This is a genomic window from Thermococcus onnurineus NA1 (assembly GCF_000018365.1).
In the GTDB taxonomy this organism is placed as follows: domain Archaea; phylum Methanobacteriota_B; class Thermococci; order Thermococcales; family Thermococcaceae; genus Thermococcus; species Thermococcus onnurineus.
In genome coordinates this window covers 930245-948280 of the sequence record NC_011529.1, presented here as the reverse complement: position 1 = coordinate 948280, position 18036 = coordinate 930245, and the positions used below count along the sequence as shown (strand labels likewise).

Annotated in this window: 19 protein-coding genes; 8 read left to right on the top strand and 11 right to left on the bottom strand. The window is 48.6% G+C overall.

All coding sequences use genetic code 11. The features are described 5' to 3' along the window. From TON_RS05220 to TON_RS05180, 9 genes are all read right to left on the bottom strand, one after another. Positions 1-1623, bottom strand: a complete 1623-nt coding sequence (locus TON_RS05220; protein ID WP_012571983.1) for a hydrogenase large subunit — start codon at positions 1621-1623, stop codon at positions 1-3. 3 nt (positions 1624-1626) lie between these two features. Further along, complete coding sequence (locus TON_RS05215) at positions 1627-2508, bottom strand: respiratory chain complex I subunit 1 family protein (protein WP_012571982.1); 882 nt, start codon at positions 2506-2508, stop codon at positions 1627-1629. Beyond that, the gene (locus TON_RS05210) at positions 2505-4409 is read right to left on the bottom strand and encodes a proton-conducting transporter transmembrane domain-containing protein (protein WP_012571981.1); all 1905 of its coding nucleotides are present in this window, start codon (positions 4407-4409) and stop codon (positions 2505-2507) included. Before TON_RS05210 ends, TON_RS05215 begins: the two co-directional genes overlap by 4 nt. 4 nt (positions 4410-4413) lie before the next feature. Further along, positions 4414-4608 (bottom strand): CooT family nickel-binding protein, encoded by a 195-nt coding sequence (locus TON_RS05205; protein WP_012571980.1) that lies wholly within the window; start codon positions 4606-4608, stop codon positions 4414-4416. Then, entirely contained in the window at positions 4609-5418 is an 810-nt protein-coding gene (locus TON_RS05200; protein WP_012571979.1) for an ATP-binding protein, read from the bottom strand. A gap of 67 nt (positions 5419-5485) precedes the next feature. Continuing rightward, positions 5486-7378 carry an anaerobic carbon-monoxide dehydrogenase catalytic subunit gene (gene cooS / locus TON_RS05195; RefSeq protein ID WP_012571978.1) on the bottom strand — a complete coding sequence of 631 codons (1893 nt, stop codon included), beginning with the start codon at positions 7376-7378 and terminating at the stop codon, positions 5486-5488. A gap of 10 nt (positions 7379-7388) precedes the next feature. Then, entirely contained in the window at positions 7389-8003 is a 615-nt protein-coding gene (locus tag TON_RS05190; RefSeq protein WP_048055160.1) for a 4Fe-4S dicluster domain-containing protein, read from the bottom strand. 121 nt (positions 8004-8124) lie between these two features. Beyond that, on the bottom strand, positions 8125-9234 hold the full coding sequence (locus TON_RS05185) for a winged helix-turn-helix domain-containing protein (RefSeq protein WP_238516371.1): 1110 nt from the start codon (positions 9232-9234) through the stop codon (positions 8125-8127). After that, positions 9234-9788 (bottom strand): V4R domain-containing protein, encoded by a 555-nt coding sequence (locus tag TON_RS05180; protein ID WP_048055067.1) that lies wholly within the window; start codon positions 9786-9788, stop codon positions 9234-9236. The genes TON_RS05185 and TON_RS05180 overlap by 1 nt, the downstream gene beginning before the upstream one ends. A 64-nt stretch (positions 9789-9852) precedes the next feature. On the opposite strand from TON_RS05180, the gene sfsA reads away from it, so the two are divergent. The 3 genes from sfsA to xerA are packed head-to-tail and all read left to right on the top strand — an operon-like array spanning position 9853 to position 12368. Further along, on the top strand, positions 9853-10575 hold the full coding sequence (sfsA, locus tag TON_RS05175; RefSeq protein WP_012571975.1) for a DNA/RNA nuclease SfsA: 723 nt from the start codon (positions 9853-9855) through the stop codon (positions 10573-10575). A 49-nt stretch (positions 10576-10624) separates the two neighbouring features. Further along, entirely contained in the window at positions 10625-11518 is an 894-nt protein-coding gene (locus TON_RS05170) for a toprim domain-containing protein (protein WP_012571974.1), read from the top strand. 1 nt (position 11519) lies between these two features. After that, complete coding sequence (xerA, locus tag TON_RS05165; RefSeq protein WP_012571973.1) at positions 11520-12368, top strand: site-specific tyrosine recombinase/integron integrase; 849 nt, start codon at positions 11520-11522, stop codon at positions 12366-12368. Here the strand turns inward: xerA and pfkC are convergent, their stop codons facing one another. Continuing rightward, complete coding sequence (gene pfkC, locus TON_RS05160; RefSeq protein ID WP_012571972.1) at positions 12369-13748, bottom strand: ADP-specific phosphofructokinase; 1380 nt, start codon at positions 13746-13748, stop codon at positions 12369-12371. Positions 13749-13847: 99 nt separating this feature from the next. Further along, positions 13848-14561 (bottom strand): maleate cis-trans isomerase family protein, encoded by a 714-nt coding sequence (locus TON_RS05155; RefSeq protein WP_012571971.1) that lies wholly within the window; start codon positions 14559-14561, stop codon positions 13848-13850. Positions 14562-14657: 96 nt separating this feature from the next. Between TON_RS05155 and TON_RS05150 the strand changes: the two genes are divergently transcribed. Genes TON_RS05150 through TON_RS05130 form a run of 5 tightly spaced genes read left to right on the top strand, consistent with a single transcriptional unit; the run spans position 14658 to position 17982 of the window. Further along, positions 14658-15266: a nitroreductase family protein gene (locus TON_RS05150; RefSeq protein WP_012571970.1), complete on the top strand. Its 609-nt coding sequence runs from the start codon at positions 14658-14660 to the stop codon at positions 15264-15266. A gap of 41 nt (positions 15267-15307) precedes the next feature. Then, positions 15308-15634 carry a hypothetical protein gene (locus TON_RS05145; protein ID WP_012571969.1) on the top strand — a complete coding sequence of 109 codons (327 nt, stop codon included), beginning with the start codon at positions 15308-15310 and terminating at the stop codon, positions 15632-15634. Positions 15635-15639: 5 nt separating this feature from the next. Next, entirely contained in the window at positions 15640-16785 is a 1146-nt protein-coding gene (gene thiI, locus TON_RS05140) for a tRNA uracil 4-sulfurtransferase ThiI (RefSeq protein WP_048055159.1), read from the top strand. 9 nt (positions 16786-16794) lie between these two features. After that, positions 16795-17349, top strand: coding sequence for a DUF998 domain-containing protein (locus TON_RS05135; protein WP_012571967.1), 555 nt, complete (start codon positions 16795-16797; stop codon positions 17347-17349). A gap of 42 nt (positions 17350-17391) precedes the next feature. Continuing rightward, on the top strand, positions 17392-17982 hold the full coding sequence (locus TON_RS05130) for a 7-cyano-7-deazaguanine synthase (protein ID WP_012571966.1): 591 nt from the start codon (positions 17392-17394) through the stop codon (positions 17980-17982). The last annotated feature ends 54 nt before the right edge of the window (positions 17983-18036 follow it).

Sequence of the window (18036 nt, the reverse complement as noted above, 5' to 3'; positions counted from 1 at the left end):
TCAGACCCTCCTCACGCCCTCCTTAAGCGGCCCTCTCCACAGAATCTTCCCGCTTTCAGAATCAATTATTGAGACGTGGTCTGTACAGGAGAAGCATGGGTCTATGCTGGCTATTATTAGGGGAGCATCTGCAACGTCATTCCCTCTGAGCATTATAGGAACCGCCGGGAGGTTGTTATAGGTTGCAGCTCTTGGATGCCAGCGGTAAATCATGTTCTCTCCCCATGTTATCACGGCGTGGATGTTCTCCCCACGTGGAGCTTCAGTGACTCCGATACCGAGTTTGAATGGAGGAATCTCATATTCGTCATTTATCAGTTCTCCTGGAGGCATATTTTCCAGGGCCTGTCTTATCATATTGAAGCTCTCAAAAATTTCTTCGTATCTTACGAGGAACCTTGCAAAAACGTCCCCTTCTTTGTAAACCGGGACTTTGAAGTCCAAGTCCTTGTAAGCCGCGTAGGGATGGTCTCGCCTTACATCAGTATCAATCCCAGAGCTCCTGGCCATGGGACCGACCACACCTATCTCCCTGGCCTCTTTCTTCGGTAGAACTCCGACACCCTCCATCCTTTCTCTGAGCTCCTTCATCTCAGCGATGTTATCAAGTACTTCCCTGCTCTCTTTTTCAACCATGTCCAGAAGTTTCAGCGTTTTTTCCTTTTTATCCTCCGTGATGTCTCTTCTTACCCCTCCGACAATATTTATTCCGTAGGTCTTTCTGTTGCCGGTTATGAGCTCTGCTATGTCCATTATGTATTCTCTAGCCCTCCAGATGTGCATGAAGCCGCTGTCAAAGCCGAGAAGATGGCATACAACCCCGAACCAAAGGAGGTGGCTGTGAATTCTCTCTACCTCAAGCATTATTGTCCTTATATACTGTGCTCTCTCCGGAACGTAGATGCCAGCAGCATCCTCAACTGCCTGACAGTATGCGGCGGAATGGGTGCAACCACAGATTCCACATATCCTCTCCGCGAGGAATGGGATTTGGTTTATTGTCATTCGTGATTCAGCAAGCTTCTCCATTCCCCTATGGATGTGAAATCCCCTGTATTCCGCATCTACGACTTTGTCTCCTTTAACATAGAGCTCAAAATACTCTGGTTCGTGAAGGGAGGGATGATATGGTCCCAGGGGTATCTCCATGACGTCTTTTTTGTGCTCCCTTTCTTTTTCTATGGGTTTTGACGGTGGAAGCTTTTTGTTGTAAGGAAAGTCTTTTCTCAAGGGATAGACTCCTTCTGGCCAATCGTCCGGTAGAATAAGCCTTTCGGGCTTTGGATGCCCACTGAAAACTATGCCGAGCATGTCCATGGCTTCTCTCTCTGACCATTCAGCACCCTTGATAACAGGGGTTATTGACGGTACCTCAGGGCTCCCTTCGGGGGATGTTATCTTGAGAACCACATATCTTCCCTCTGTATCGCAGTTGAATATGTGGTACATTGCAAACCTCCCGTTTATGGGCCGTTCGTCTACTCCCATGCCACTAGAGTAGTAATAACCCCTCTCGAATAACGCCCTTGCAATCTCCCGTATATTGCTGGCGCCGACCTCGGCGACTGTCATCTTATCATTGTGCTCCAGTATTTTACATCCTTTGAGGATATCAAATACCATAATTTACCACCCCACCACTCCCAAAATCCAACTTAGGATTCCAACTATTGCAAAACGCTTGAGGAATCTGGCGGCGTCTTTAGTCCTGAATCTTCCATAGTGGGCTTCAATTGACGCGTAAACAACTGATATGATGACTAGTCCAATGACGTAGACTAGTACTCTCACTGTGCCATCTTGGGGTAGGAAGAAGTTCAGGAGTATCGTGGTGAGAAGTAGCCGTTTCACGTAGATTGAGAGCTTTAACATTCCCAGGCCTTTCCCGCTGAACTCTATGAAGGGACCCTCGACTATCTCTGGTTCGGCTTCAGCGACGTCAAATGGGATTCTGGCTCCCGCGACGTATGCCATAACTGCGAATGCCAGAGCACCTGTTATGGTAGATACTTTTAGTTGGAGGGGGAAAAGTCGCGAGAACGAGAGACCTCCACTGGATGCTGCGAGTGCGGCCACTATAAAAGCCAAGGAGAATTCCTCTGCCATTATGATTGAAACTTCTCTGTGGGATCCTATTTGGGCATATGGACTTCCAGTTGAGAACGCTCCGAGAGCTATGGCGACGGCTGAGAGCGTTGAGAGGTATATGAAGGCGATTATATCCCCCCATGTGTCTAAAGAGCCAGGAAGCAGTGATGGGATGAACAGGGACGCCGCCAATACAGATACAAGCGCTATTGCTGGTGCTGGTTCGAACAGCCATCTTACGGACTCCCTAGGCCTGACGTTTGGCCTTCTGAAGAGCTTTAATAAATCAAGCCACGTCTGGATTAACGGCGGCCCTTGTCTTGACTGAAGTCTTGCTTTGACTTTCCTCTCGATTCCGTCTAATAACGGAGCAAAGAGTACTATGAAGATTAGATTGAGGGCAGCATAAACTGCATTCATAACAGAACACCCCCGAGTATTGTAAGGAGTATAAGGAGCATTAGCCAAGCTCCAGTCATCATCTTGTCCAAGTCGAAGGATACTTCCTCAAAGTTGGACAAGACGGCTTTTGTGGCGTCCCATAGTCTTTTCGTGGTACATACACACCATTCTCCCCAGCTATAAACATCCTCGAATTCTTCCTCAAAGGAGGCATAGTATGAGCTCGCTGGAAGCCTCATGGCCAGGGACCGTCTCGTGCCAGTTGTCCACACCGGAAGACTGATTTTGTATGGGAAAATGGCTAGTAACACTGCGGTCAGAGCTCCGGAGAATACCAGGAGAGCCAGAGGAGCTATGTTTCCAATACCGTCGGACACTATGAGACCGGGAAAGACCGTGATTGATGGAGTGGTCACGCCTACTGAGTCAACCGCTTTTGAGATTGCTTCCAGTGGCAATGCTGGATAAACACCAAAAATTACACAAAGAACTGCGAGAATCAACTGGGACGCCCACATTGATACTGGGACTTCTTTGACCGTTATCTCCTTGGCAGGCGGTCTTACAAAGATGGAAGTGAAGTACTTAACGAAAGATGCGGTTGTTACAGCGCTTATGAATAGTGCTAGGGCCCCAAACAGGGAAACGAGAGTCGGAGTCGGAAGTGTTGAAACGTATATCATCCACTTGCTAACAAAGCCGTTGAATGGTGGCATCCCAGCTATGGAAAGAGAACCTATCAGTGCAGCAAATGCCGTTATCGGCATAAATCTCGCTAGTCCTCCCAAGTGGTCCAAATCCCTGCTTCCAGTTCTATAAAGGATCGAGCCTGCTGTTAGGAAGAGCAGTCCCTTGAAGAATGCATGGTTGAGAGCGTGGAATAGGGATGCCATAAGGGCAAGAGCTCCGAATGTGGTGTACCCCTTGGAAAGGAGATATATCCCTGCCCCAAGGGCAAAGACAACGTAACCTATCTGGCCGACACTATGGTAGGCCAGTAGGCGCTTTGAGTCTGTTTGCTTTAGTGCGTACATCGTACCAAAAAACAGGGTTAATGTTCCGAACAGTGCTATGAGTAGACCAATATTAGGGGTTAGTGGGGTGAAACTCAGGAAAAAGCGGAACATCATATACACTGGCATTTTTTCCATGGCCCCACTGAGCAATGACGAGACGTTACTTGGTGCCTCCACGTATGCGTCTGGAAGCCATACGTGGAACGGCACAAGGGCGGCCTTGACACCAAGTCCGATCATGAATCCAGCACTTACAAGATACATCTCCAGAGGATGAGAGCGGAAATAGTTTACGAGCTGGGACGAGAGGATATCGTAATCACCTCCGCCAGAGATTGTTATGAGTACCAATACTATGGCTATCAGCATAAAGTCTGCTGCGGCTTTAGTCATGCAGAAGTACTTGAGGGTCGCAATGAGAGTCTTCTCGTTCCTTTCAAACGCTACCAGGAACTGGGAGAAGAGAGTCATCAGTTCCCAAAACACAACGAACCACAAGAGATTCCATGAGACGAGAACAAGGAACATGAAGAGCAGGAAGAGGGGATAGTTGAAGGCATATAGTCTCTTGTCTCCTTTATACATGTCTAAGTATGCAATACCATAAACCGATGTACAGAAGCCCAGAATTCCGAGTATTATCATGAAAAAGCCTGACAGCGGGTCGACTTTGAGTGTTAGAGTTGAGAACGCATTGATAATGGAATCCGATTTCAGATGTAACAGAGTGATATTTAATTCAACGCTCTCTTTAAGACCTACAATCCCGGCATAGGCTATTGTCAATGAGCCAAGAGCGGAGAGAGCATTTACTAACTTCGTTAAAATTGCGCTCCTCGAAAAGACTCCAATGAAAGATGCAACTGACAGAATAATGACAATAAAAAGAAAAATTACCTCCATAGAATCACCTCCTGAGTTTAAACCTCATGATGTGCCTCAGAAAATCAATGCTGTCCAGCTCATAGTCTTCGAGTAGCATCTCTCTACCGAGAATGTCTCTTATCACTGGCTTTCCTTCCTTAAAATACAAAAACGCCACGTCCTCCATTATGATTTCTTCCTTTCCATTTTCCACAACAACGGCTTTTGACTCACACATTCATACCACCTTTGAGCGTTTTTTCATGCTCAGAAGTTTATTTGCAAGAGATTCAACATCACGGTAAATCCTAGAATCTCTTGGTATGGAATTGACACCCAGACCTTCATTGTCAGCTTTAATTACGGACGTGTCAAAATGCACCAGGTGATAGGGAACCAGATAGTCAGAGAAGACACGTGAATAGAGCTTAGCGGCTTCCATGGAATCGTGTACTTTGTTAATTATGAGCATTAAGTTCGAAATGTTGAGCTCCTCACCCATTTTGAGAAGTTTCTTGGCTATGGTGAGCGATTTAAGTGTTGGTTCCGCAACACAAAGCATAACATCGAATTTTTCCGCTAGACCTCTACCGAACACCTCTGCACCAGCCTCACTATCAACTATTACAATGTCCTTCTCTCTTAGAAGGACATGATTCAGGAATGCTTTGGCGAGTGCTATCGACGGACACAGACAGCCTTCCTTTGGCTGTTCTGTACTCCCGACCACGACGAGACTTAGATTCGGTTTTATCCTTATTCCGTACATGTCCACTAAGTCGTCAACTTTCGGTGTGAGGGAGAACAGTACCCCCCAACCGGAACCAGGTTTTGCTCCCGTTCTCTCTTGGGCAAGCTCCTCGTTCCGCGAGAGTGGAACGATATCTAATGCCTCATCATATGGGACACCAAGGCTTTGAGCAAGGTTTGGAACGGAGTCTGTATCAAGGGTCAGTACATTGTAGCCTTTGTCGGCGATTATATGGGCGAGTAATGCTGTTGTTGTTGTCTTGCCAACCCCTCCTTTTCCAGCTACTAGTATTTTCATTGTTGGCACCTCCGGCAATGTTTGTACGTTTAATGTACAAAATTCAAAGTTAAAATAATAGAAACTATTAGATGGGCCATCCAAGTTTTTTCCTCTTCTCAATTATCACGTTGTATATTGTTTCTGCCGCTTTCACTGGATCTGTCTCAACGTAGAACTTCCCTCCAAGGAGATCCTCGATGTCATCCGTAAGGAGTTTGGTAACCTTCTGGCTTCCAAGGACTGGTGGGATAACTCCCAAGTGCGTGAAGACGCCGCTTGCAACGAAGTAGGTTCCTATTGCCACTGCCTTCTCGCTCATCCATTCTGGAGCAGAGCCAGCAACTGGCAAGTCTGAAATGTCAACATTCAGAGCATTGGCAAGGGCACTCAAGACCAGCAGGATTCTCGAACAGTCAACACAGCTTCCCATGTGCAGGCATGGTGGAATTCCGAGCGCTTCGCATACTGCCTTCAGCCCTGGACCGGCCATTTCAGCTGCTTCGGGGGTTAGTAATCCATGCATTGCTGCAGCAATTCCCCAGCAACCAGTTCCAACAACCAGGATGTCCCTCTTGATGAGCTCCTTGGCCAAGGTGACGTGACCGTAGTTCTGCTTGACCCTTGGATTGTTACATCCAACGATTCCGACGATTCCCTTTATTGTTCCGTCCTGGAGGGCTTTTATGAGGGGCTCCAGTGTTCCACCAAGGGCTTCAAGTATTGCCTCGACACTAAATCCAGCAACCAATTCCATCTTGTGCTCTGGAATGTAGACTTTTGCCGGAACTCTGTTCTTATAGTTCTCAATTGCAATCTTGATGATCTCTTTGGCGATCTCGTCCGCTTTCTCAGGTTCAAATTCGACGTGTATTGCTCCCGGAATGCGAGCCTTTGGCTCAGTAGTTATTATCTTAGTGTGGTAACATGAAGCGACATCAACTAATGAGGGCATTAGGCACTGGTAGTCAACTATCACGGCCTCAACTGCACCAGTTATAATCGCCAGCTCTTGCATTAGGAAGTTTCCAGCGACCTGAACTCCCATTCTTGAGAGAACTTCGTTTCCGGTACAGCACATTCCAGCAACGTTAATTCCCTTTGCTCCGTACTGCTCTGCAAGCTTCTGCATCTCTTCACTCTGGGCAATCTCTGCTATTTTCATGGAGAGAATCGGGTTGTGGCCGTGAACGATTATGTTGACCATGTCTTCCTTCAAGACTCCCAGGTTCGCCAGCGACTTTATCGGCTTTGGTGTTCCAAAGAGAATGTCGCTCAGATAAGTGGCCATCATTGAGCCGCACCAGCCGTCGGCCAGGGCAGTCCTCACACCATGCAGTAGAAGGCTTGCAGGGTCTGCATCACAGCCTATGTGGGTTCTGTGCATACTGAGACATATCTCCCTGTCGATGGCTCTTGGTAAGACTCCTAGCTTCTCCCAGACCTTAATCCTCTTCTTTGGTGCTGTTGCTGCAAGTAATCTTACTGGCTCCTCATCCTGTTTTCCGAACTCCATCTCAAGAATGTGGGCGACTTCCAATGCAATTTCATTTTCGCTCTTGCCCTCTGTTTCGACACCCAGAATCTTAGCCAGCTCTTTGAGCTTTTCAACATCTGTTAGTTTATAGTCCTTGAACTTTCCTTCAGCAATGCCCTTGAATACATGGACTACATCTCTTGAGTGATCGCTGTGACCGGCAGTACCAGCCGCTATCATTCTTACAATGTTCCTTGCTACTATTGTATCTGCATCCGCACCACAAACTCCCTTAGTTGGGCCAACCCCAAACGGATCGATTCTACATGGTCCCATTGTACAGTTCTTACAGCAGACACCTAAGAGACCGAATCCACACTGAGGCTGCTGCTCCAAAAATCTGTGCCAGGCAGTCTTGACCCCATCCTCCTCGGCTTTCTCAATAAGCTTTCCAACACCTGGAGTTATGGAGACTTGCTTTGAGGGAACCTTCTTTCCGGCCATTTTCACCACCTCAATACCACACTACATTTGAATAGGCAAGATACAGATCCATAGGTCTAACAAGATCCTCTTTCTTCTTTGACTCGGAGACGGGCTTCATGTAGACCATCCCCTGCGATTTCAGCCCAGATATGAGACTCTCTGCCTTCTCCTTTCTAACCTCTTCCAGTATTTCGCCGAGAGTCCCGAACTTCAGGGCTCTAGTTGGACAGGCCTCGACACATGCTGGCTCTTTGCCTTCTCTGACCCTATCAACACAACTGTCGCATTTTATCACAGCCTTGTATTCGGGCTCGAACTTGGGATGGCCAAATGGACAGGCCATCACACACATGAGACAGCCTATGCACTTGTTGGCGTTAAGGACAACAAAGCCTTCTTTGGTCCTTGAGATCGCTCCTGTTGGGCAGGCCTCCATACAGGGAGCGTCCTCACAGTGCTGGCATCTCATTGGAACATTAAAGAAGTCGGCGACAACAACTTGGAGTCGGGGTTTGGGGGTTGGTTTTTCAAAAATTGCGCCAAAGAGGTTTTTGCTCATTGAATGTTCAACTGCACAGGCAATTTCGCAGGCCCTGCACCCCGTGCATCTCTCTGGATTTATGTAAATTGTAAGCTTCTCCATGTTGGAACCGGAAAAAGCTGGCATTGTTGATCACCTCGTATAATGTAAACAAAAAGATTTTAAGATGGAATCGTGTTCGGCGATCCGGATAAAAACGCAAGAAATTATTCGATCCACCGTATTAGAACCTTTCATTTAGAGACAGTAAAACTCTCTCTCGGATCCGTTGGTATTCTTTCAGGAGATCCAAGGCAACTCCAGTGAGTACAGTTATTCCTTTTTTTCGACCTCCCTTAACGGAGACAATCAATCTTCTCCCGAGTTTTTCCTCAATATCCCTGATCCTTTCCCAGTATGTTGATGGAGAAACTCCCATAATCTTACATGCCGCTCTAAATGATCTGGTCTGAGAAATAAGTTCAAGGAGTTCCATAATATCTCCGGGAATTTTTATGCCTGATGACGTAACAAAGGATATTTCAACTTTGGGTACAAAACTCGGATTCTTATTGTTGGGACATGGGGAAAAGAATATCTTCCGAAGTAATTCTCTAGTCATCTCCCGGTAGCTCACTGAAAAATTTGAGTTTGGACACTTTGATATAATGCCATATGGATTAACATAAAGATGCCTGCATGGATCCATGGGGGACATAAGCAGAGTAATGGGATAATCATTTAGGAACACTTTCATAGCAGAATAAAGATATTTCCTTCCATAATGCAGGCCAAGTTCGACATCTTTTCTGGCACTTATTGATTCAATGAACATATCTCCGGATGGAGGGCTGAAAAGGGAGGGTCCAACAGTTATTCTTAATCCTCGCTTCATGCACTCCCCGATTTTCCTAAGGATCTCCCCTGGATCCGAGCTCGAGTTAAATACCAAATAAGCCTCAATGTGATCAATACCTCTCGATTCAAGGGCTCTAATTAGAGTATCCCCTCTTTTAATATCTATCATGGGCGGAACAATTATAGAGATCATGTCCACATCAGCAAGCACATCTACTCTGAGGTTGGAGAGACTGGCAGTTAAGGGTATAAAAACGGTCACCCTTTTTGATATGTCCCTCAGCTCATCGTAGATAATCTTTATTTTTGGATGAAGAAACGGGTTAGGGCACATCAATATTCCTTCATCGAATCTGAACCCATCTAAAAGAGAGGCTATTCTAGGAAGAACATCCCCAGGGAGCATTACTCCACTTAACCTTTCTCTCCAAATGCAATTTGCACAGGTTGCGTCACACCTTCCTGATGGTTGTACAACTATAACTCCCATAACCATCACTCAAATACTACCTCAAAGCCACAGAAAGAGTAGCCAAGTCCCTGACAGTATATCTCTCTTGTAATGTTTCTGCCTACTAGCTCTTCTATGATACCTTGGATCAGGCCTGCTTCAAAATCACATAAAGTTCTCCCTATAGGGACAGTATGGTAACAGCTCATACACTCATAGATATTTAGCTTTATCCTATTAAAAGACTCTTCCAAGATATCAAGAAGCCCTATCTTTTGATTTAAGAACACTTTAGGTAGGTCATCTAGACTTTTGACTTCTCCACTTTCTACAAGTCTTTTAGCGAGCTTTAATCCCGCACCTCTCAGAATAAGGCTTCTTAGAGAGGGACTATATTCCATCATACCATAAGAAATCATTCTGAAAGTTCTTACGTATTCTGGATCCTCTGGAAAAAGCTTCGCAAAAAAAGGTCTTCTAACTTGGAAGTAATTCTGGGGGGTTAGTTCAGTTCTCTGAAGTTGAGAGGGCTTTTCTTTAATCTCAGACCTGTAAATATTTCGCCACTGTTTGATTAGATCGATGTACTCAATTTCCATCCCCAACACCTATGAAAGAGTATGCATACATCAATTTAAAAGTTTTGAAAACCAAAATATAAATATGATTAAGATACTCCTCAGGCTTAATGTTGTACCATGTACATTCATCAAAAGGCTCAACCGCTTCGTGGCACTAGTAGATGTTGACGGGGAAGAAAGAAAAGCCCTAGTTACAAACACCGGCCGCTTGGAAGAGTTCATGATTCCAGGGAGGAAGGCCTTCTGCGTTCCCAAGAGCGGGGGAAAGACAGACTTCGTCCTAGTTGCCTTTGAAGACCTAGGTGGAAAGGGAGCCATCATAGACACGAGGACTCAGGCCAAAGCCTTTGAGAAGGCAGTGGAGCTTGGCTTGGTTCCATGGCTTAAAGACTGCAGGATAAAGAGGAGAGAGGTAACCATTGGAAGCTCAAGGCTGGACTACCTCTTCGAGTGTCCTGGCGGAGAGGTTTACGCTGAGATGAAGAGCGCGGTTCTGAGAGGTGGGGAGAGGGGAGAATATGCTATGTATCCAGACTGTCCTACCCTGCGGGGGCAGAAGCACATAAAAGAGCTGATAGAGCTCCAAAAGGCCGGGAGGAAGGCAATGATTTTTTTCATCGGCGCCATACCTAGTGTTGAGAAGTTCAGGCCATACGAGAGAGGCGACCCTGAGATAGCGCGCCTTCTGAGTGAAGCCAAGAACGCTGGCGTTGAAATCCACGCGCTGAGCATTTCACTCCTTCCAGATGGTAGGGTGATCCTCGAAAGGCCGAGCCTTGAGGTTGAGCTGAGGGAGGATTTTTAAAGACCCCACCCTATTTTCAAAGGGGTAACGACCCCGCGAGGTGATGGGAATGGCCATAGTCGATGTTAGAATTTTGGTTGAAGGTGCGAGCGACGTTGAAGTGGTAAGTAAAGCTCTTCAAGGTCTGGCCTTGGGAAGTGAGTACAACATAACGATTTCTGCCATAATCCCGACGACCAACGTTGAGATTGCAAAGAGCGCCGCAGCTGGGGCTGACCTGCTTATCATAGCCACTGACGCCGACCGCGTTGGAAGAGACCTTGCTGAGAGGCTTTTTAATGAGCTGAGCGAGATGGTCGGCCACATTGAGAGGATGAAGCTCCCTCTCGGCCATGACCTTGAGCACGTAGATGTCGAGCTCGTCAGGAAGGAACTCAAGAACACACTGGTGAGAGCAGGGCTCAAAACACTCCAATTGCTGCCCGGCTACATGGAACTGAGAAAGGAGCTCCTTGATGTTAAGGGGAAGTACGACCAGCTGGCAAATGACTACGAGGCCCTCTACAAAGAGTACGAAGATCTTCAGAAGAAGTATGAGGAACTCCATGGGGAATACGTAAGAATTAGGCACGAGAATGAAGGATTGAGAGAACTCCTCAACAAGAAGAGCAGACCAGTTAAAATAGACGATGCCTGGAAGAATCTCTTTCCAGCTGAACCCACCCCTGAGGAGAGGCTCATCGCAATAGCCGTCGAGAAGCTTGGACTGGCGGGTAAAGTCATAGTCGGCCAGGGATACATCTTCGCCGAGGACAAGGGACTAGTTGATGAACTCCTCAAGACAGTCTACCTTAGTCTCTCCATAAGGGAGGAGCCTCCAAAGCCACCAGAGCCACCGAGGAAGGAGCCGCCAAAACCGTCTGAGCCTCCCGAAGAGCCAGAAGTTGTCGCTGACGCAGAGATAAAGCCTGACGACATTGAGGGCCTCTTGAAGGGGCTGTGAAATGGAAGCCATCAACGAGGTAATCGAGGAGTACGAGACTTACCTTGATCTGGAGGGCAAGAGCCCGAACACCATTAGGATGTACTCCTACTACGTGAGGCGTTATCTGGAAGGGGGCGGGGAGCTTAAAGCCCGCTCCGCACTCCGTTTTCTCGCAAAGCTCAGGCGCGAAGGTTACTCCAACAAGAGTCTGAACCTTGTCGTCCAAGCCCTGCGCTCCTACTTCCGCTTTGAAGGCTATGATGAAGAGGCCGAAAAGCTCAGGCCGCCAAAGGTACCCAAGAGCCTCCCCAAGAGCCTGACGAGGGAGGAGGTCAGGAAAATTCTCTCCGTTATCCCGCCGACGAAGAAGCGCGACAGGCTCATTTTTCTCCTCCTCTACGGCGCAGGTCTTCGCGTCAGCGAGCTGTGCAATCTGAAGAAGTCCGATGTCGACTTCGAGCGCTCCCTTATAATCGTTCGCGGCGGAAAGGGCGCCAAGGATCGCGTTGTGCCGATTCCTGCCTTCCTGCTGGAAGGGATTAAGGCTTACCTTGAAACAAGAGATGACGACAGCGAATACCTTATTGTGGAAGACAGGCGGGAGAGGAAGGATAAGCTCTCTCCGAAGACCGTCTGGTACCTCCTTAAAAAATACGGCGACAGGGCTGGAATTCGGGTTACACCCCATATGCTCCGCCACAGCTTTGCCACCCACATGCTCGAAAACGGCGTTGATATAAGGGCTATTCAGGAACTGCTCGGTCACTCGAACCTGTCAACAACTCAGATTTACACGAAAGTCACAGTGGAGCATCTCAGGAAGGCACAGGAGAAGGCGAGGTTGATAGAGGGATTAATTGAGAAATAATCAGAGTTCTCCTTTCTCTTTCAGCAGGGCAAGGTAGCTCGTGAAGGCTCCAGCTGAAATCGTGTCTCCGAGGCCAACCGTTGAAACCGGGTTCTTGACTAGCCTTGTCGGGATTATAACGACCTTGTACTCCCTAGTTCTCAGCTTCCTCTTGGCCTCTTCGAAGCGGAGCTTGACGTATTCACCGCGCTCGTTGTAGGGAACTTTGAGGCCAACCTTGAAGTCCTCGGGCGATTTGATGTCCCCCAGAGAAGCCCTCGTTGCCGCTAAAGTCGTGGCCAGCTCGAGACTCTGCATGAGCTCCTCCTCGCTCAAGGGATTGTCAGCATGGGTAACGTACATGATGTAATAGATCGTATGAATCTGGAGAACCTCGAGGTTCATCTCGTCAATGAGTATCTTTCCTCCCAAAACGGTGTCCTCGATGCGGTTGTAGGTGAATATCCTGTCCGAGAGTTTTGAGTATCCCAGAGCGTTCAGGATGTGGGCTATCTCTGACTCGTCCATGCCTACGCTGTCGACGAGTGGGAAGAGGTTGTAGATGACTTTCTTCCTCAGCTCGCGGTTCTGGATTGAGGCAAACTCCAGGTGGACCTTGATGTCCTTCTTCCTCTTAAGGAGTATAATATCCTCTTTGGCCTTCTTGAGGTAGTAGTTTGCATCCTTCCCGTCGGAATAGCGGAGCTTTATCCCCTGGTATCCCGAAAGGATCGCCCCATCAACCTCGCCCCCTATTTCGGGGAGAAAAGGTCTCAGCTCGGACTTAGTATGGATCTTTATGCTTTCGAATCTGGCCGAAACGATAAACCTGCCCGAGAAAGGAACCGTTATCGTTTCGCTTCCGAGCTTGAAGGTCGTCCCCGCGCGGAACTCGAATATCCTGTTGACCTTTATCGGGTCGCCTTCGCGGTAGGCCTCGCGCGGGTGCTTGAAGGTCAGCTTTCTGTCCTCAACAATAGGATAAAAGAGATTTGGTTTATCAACAAACATTCTGGCCTGCTTTTTGGCCAGGTGAGGGGTGTAAACTATAACACGTCTGAAGTCGAGGTTCGCCAGAAGGTTCGCTATTATGCCCGCCTGACCCCCCATTCTCTCGACGTCATATTTGAAGTGGGAATCAAACCACTCGTGGAGCTCTTCATTAACCAAAGGCACAGCCATCGGCTTGCCAGTTTTAAGCGCATGAACAAGTCTTGCAACGAAGTCTATGGGCTCGTTTATCTCCCTTGGGTACTCCTCCATCCTTCTCCTCACGGCTGTTGCACCGAATTCGTCTATCAGTTTCTGGACTGTCTCTCCTTTGAGAAAGACTATCGCGTCGACGTTCGTGTTGTACGCGGTGTATATCGAAAGTTCCCTAGCCTTGTGGAGGAGCTCCATATGTATCACCCTCAGTGACTAACGTTTGGAAAATGTGGACGTATTCTTAAAAGGGTTTCGGAAACTGAATGGACACAAAAATGTTGAATGGTGATAAGATCAGAACTGTGTTAGGAGTCTTCCAAGCCAGGGAATCTTCTCCATGACATCCATTTCTCTGAGTGCCAGCCAGAGAGAAGCCTGGTTGCTGGTGATTACTGGGACACCAAGGTCTTCCTCCAGAGGCTCGATGATCTCGAACGTCCTCAAGTTGGTGCAGCTTATGAAGATTGCATCAGCCTCGTCCACGAAGGTGGCCTTAGCTAAGCGGTAGGCCTCGTAGGGTTCGAGCTTCCCTATCTTGGTGTTGTCCTCTATGCCAAGACCCCTGATGTCGAGAACCTCGAAGTCGTTGGCCTCGAGGAACTCCTTCTCGCGTTCGTTTATCTCGTCGGTGTAAGGAGTTATCACGAGTATCGACTGGGCGTCGAGCATCTTCAGGGCCTCAACGACGGCCGTGCTCGTGCTCACCACCGGGACGTTTACTTCGTTCTCTATCTTTGCCTCGAGTTCCTTCTCGAAGTCCTTGCCGCCGATGAATGAACCGCTCGTGCATCCGTAAAGAATCAGCTCAACCCCTGCATCGCGGAGGAGCTTGGCGCTCTCCACCGCTAAAGCGTTCATCTTGATGAGCTCTTCCTCCGTGACGTTCCTGAGCGGAACCCTCGCGGTGTGCAGTGAGACCCCCTCGGGGATGGCCGAGTGAAGCTCCATCTCCATCGTGGTGTTCGAAGAGGGAACGATAAGACCAAGCCTGCCTCTCCATCCGTACATGCTTTCACCTTGGGGGAATTACTCAAGGGCTCTCTTAAACCTTTGGTTTTGGAAAGACTGATTAACCTTCCCACTAACGTTTCACTGGGTGATACTGTGGAGCTCGGCGAGGCAATACTCAAGAGGACTTCTGTGAGGTATTTTGAGGAGAGGGATGTTCCGGAGGATGCCATCAAGGCGCTCATTGAAGCGGCAGTGAGGGCACCTACCGCCAGCAGCCTCGAGAACTGGCTTTTCGTTGTTTTCAGGAGTGAGGAAGCACGGGAGAAGATTTACCACCTGATAGCACGCGGGATGGAGGAGTACTATCGGGCGGTGAATCTCTCGGAAGAGAAGATAGAGAAGCTTAGAAAGAAGATGTATGAAAGGGGGATGTACCGGGCACCGGTTTATATAGCAGTTTTCATCGACAAACGTGTCCGCTTCCTCGAAGGTGAAGAGTTTGACGAACTCGAGTTTCTCTGGAGCGTGGAGAGCGCGGCAATGGCGATACAGAATTTAATGCTCAAAGCAGTTGAGTTAGGCCTCGGTACTGTTTACATAGGTGTTACGAACTTCAGGGGCATCGAGGAGCAGGTCAGAACGCTGGCTGGCCTCGATGAGAACTACTATCTCGTCGGTGTTATACCCCTTGGCTATCCGCTGGAAAAAGCAGCACCACGGAAGCGGAGGAAGACCCTCGAACAGGTCACTCGCTTCATCTAAACGTTTTTATTCTCCTTCCCTCAATTCCTTTTGGTGAAAGGATGATAGAGTTCGTCATACTCCTCGGCGTCATCGGCGGCTGGATAATAGTGGCTTCGACGCTGTTCCTAATGATCGCTCTTGGAAAGATGTGGGGGTTAGCTGGGGTTCTGATCCTAGTTCTGGCCATTCAGATAAACCACTGGCTCAAGAGGAAGTACATGGGCGCCATAGTTGACGCCACGCCGAGAGCGAAGGAGATAGCGGCCCACATTTTCGAGATGAACGAGCTGATACTCCTTTCCTCATATCTCATCTCGATCGTCCTTTGTGTCGTCATTCAAAAGTACGTCGAGATTGTGATTAAGTTCCCTCATATGGTGAGGTGATGCTCATGTTCAACGTCGTCATAGTCCGCTACGGTGAGATAGGCACGAAGTCGAGGCAGACGAGGAGATGGTTCGAGAACATCCTCATGAACAACATCCGTGAGGCCCTGGTGAGTGAGGAAGTCGAGTTCAAGAAGGTAGAAGCAAAGCACGGAAGGGTTCTTGTAAAGACAAACAGGGCTGAAGAGGCTGTTGAGGTTCTTAAGCGGGTCTTCGGCATAGTCTCGCTTTCCCCGGCGATGGAGATCGACGCAGAAATGGAGAAGATCAACAGGATGGCCCTCAAGCTATTCCGCAGAAAGAAGAGAGAGCTTAGATTAGAAAAACCTCGCTTTAGGGTAACCGCGAGGCGCATAACCAAGGAGTTCCCCCTGAAGAGTCCGGAGATCCAGGCGAAGGTCGGCGAGTACATCCTCGAGAACGAAGAGAGCGAGGTGAATCTCCACGAGTATGACATAGAAGTTGGCGTTGAGCTAATGGAGGGCAAGGCCTACATCTTCGTGGACAAGGTCAAAGCCTGGGGTGGCCTTCCCATCGGCACTCAGGGCAAGGTCGTGGCTCTGCTCAGCGGCGGCATTGATTCACCGGTTGCCGCTTTCCTCATGATGAAGCGCGGTGTAGAGGTAATCCCGGTGCACATCTACATGGGCGAGAAGACCCTCGAAAAGGTCAGGAAGATATGGAACCAGCTTAGGAAGTACGGCTATGGTGGAAAGGGCGAGCTGATTGTGGTTAAACCCAAAGAGCGGGAAAGAATTCTCCAGAAACTCAAGGAGCTTAAAAAAGAGAACTACACCTGTGTCTTCTGCAAGTTCATGATGGTTCGCCACGCCGATAGAATCGCGAAGGACTTTGGGGCAAAGGGCATCGTGATGGGTGACTCCCTCGGCCAGGTGGCCTCTCAAACCCTGGAGAACATGTACATCGTCAGCCGGGCGAGCGATCTGCCGATTTACCGCCCGCTCATAGGCATGGACAAGGAGGAAATCGTCAAAATAGCAAAGGAGATAGGCACCTTTGAGCTGTCCACTCTCCCTGATGACGAGATTCCCTTTATACCGAGGCATCCAGTAATAAGGGGTTCCTGGGAGGAGTTCAGAAAGCTCTACAAGGCCGTCTTCGGCGAAGAACCGAAAAATAGGGCATGTTGAGGTGATGTTATGGAGTCGACAAAACTCCCGGCATACATCTCCCTCCTCCTACCACTCGTATTTCTTATTGGGCTAATCGTTGTCATTTACCAGAATCCTTGGTTTTCATTCACCGACAACGCCCTCAGCGACATGGGGTCAGTACGGAATCCCGTGAACTACTACTTCAACGGCTTCATAATGCTCTTTGCCGTTCTGGGCTTCATAGCCTCGCTCGGGGCCTTCAAGAACGGCCTCTCTTATCTCATGCCCACCGCCATGGTCTCGCTCTTCCTTGTTGGCATCTTTCCTGAGGAATATTCCCTACATACTCCTTCAGCAACTCTCTTCTATGTCCTGGCGCTAGCGGATATAGTCCTCATAGGGCTCAAGCTCGCTCGTTCTGGCCTTTCCGTCGGGATGCTCTGGGCAATTCTTTCGGTTGTTACTTTTGTGGTGATGCTCTACATGGTGAAAGCTCGCGTTTTCAAGGGCCTTGCTATCCCCGAGCTTATAGGTGCGGCCATGATACTGGCCTGGTTTACCTATATTGGCCTGCTCCAGATTAGAGGTTCCCAACTCTAAGTTGAGGAAAACTTCATATATGGCTCTCCCCTTCTTCCGAACATGAAAGCTGTTGCACTGCTCAGCTCGGGCATTGATTCTCCAGTGGCGATATACCTCATGCTCAGAAAGGGCATGGAGATAACGCCGGTCCACTTCAAGCAGAGCGATAAGAAGGAGTCAAAGGTTCTGGAGCTCTGCGAGATTCTGAGTAAGTACGGGAAGCTCAACGAGCCCGTAATCGTTGATGCTTACGAGGAACAGGCGCCAGTCTTTTCCAAGCTGGTCGAGATAGGAAAGGCCAAGTGGACGTGTCTTTTCTGCAAGTACACGATGCTGAGGAAGGCCTGCAGGGTGGGGCACGAAATCGGGGCAAAAGCTATAGTTACGGGTGACTCCCTCGGGCAGGTGGCATCGCAGACCCTCGACAACCTGCTGATAATAAGTCAGGCGAGTGATCTGCCTATTTTGAGGCCCCTCATCGGCCGCGACAAGGAGGAGATAGTCAAAATAGCAAAGGAGATAGGCACGTTCGAAATAAGCATAGAACCTGAAGAGCCCTGTCCGTTCGTGCCGAAGTATCCGGTGGTGCGCGGCTCCCTTGGGGAGTTCGAGAAGATAAGGGAGAAACTCGTAAAGGAGGGGGTGCTTTAAAGCATCTCATTCCTCGCATAAGATTCTCTCAAGCCCACATCGAGAATGCAGATG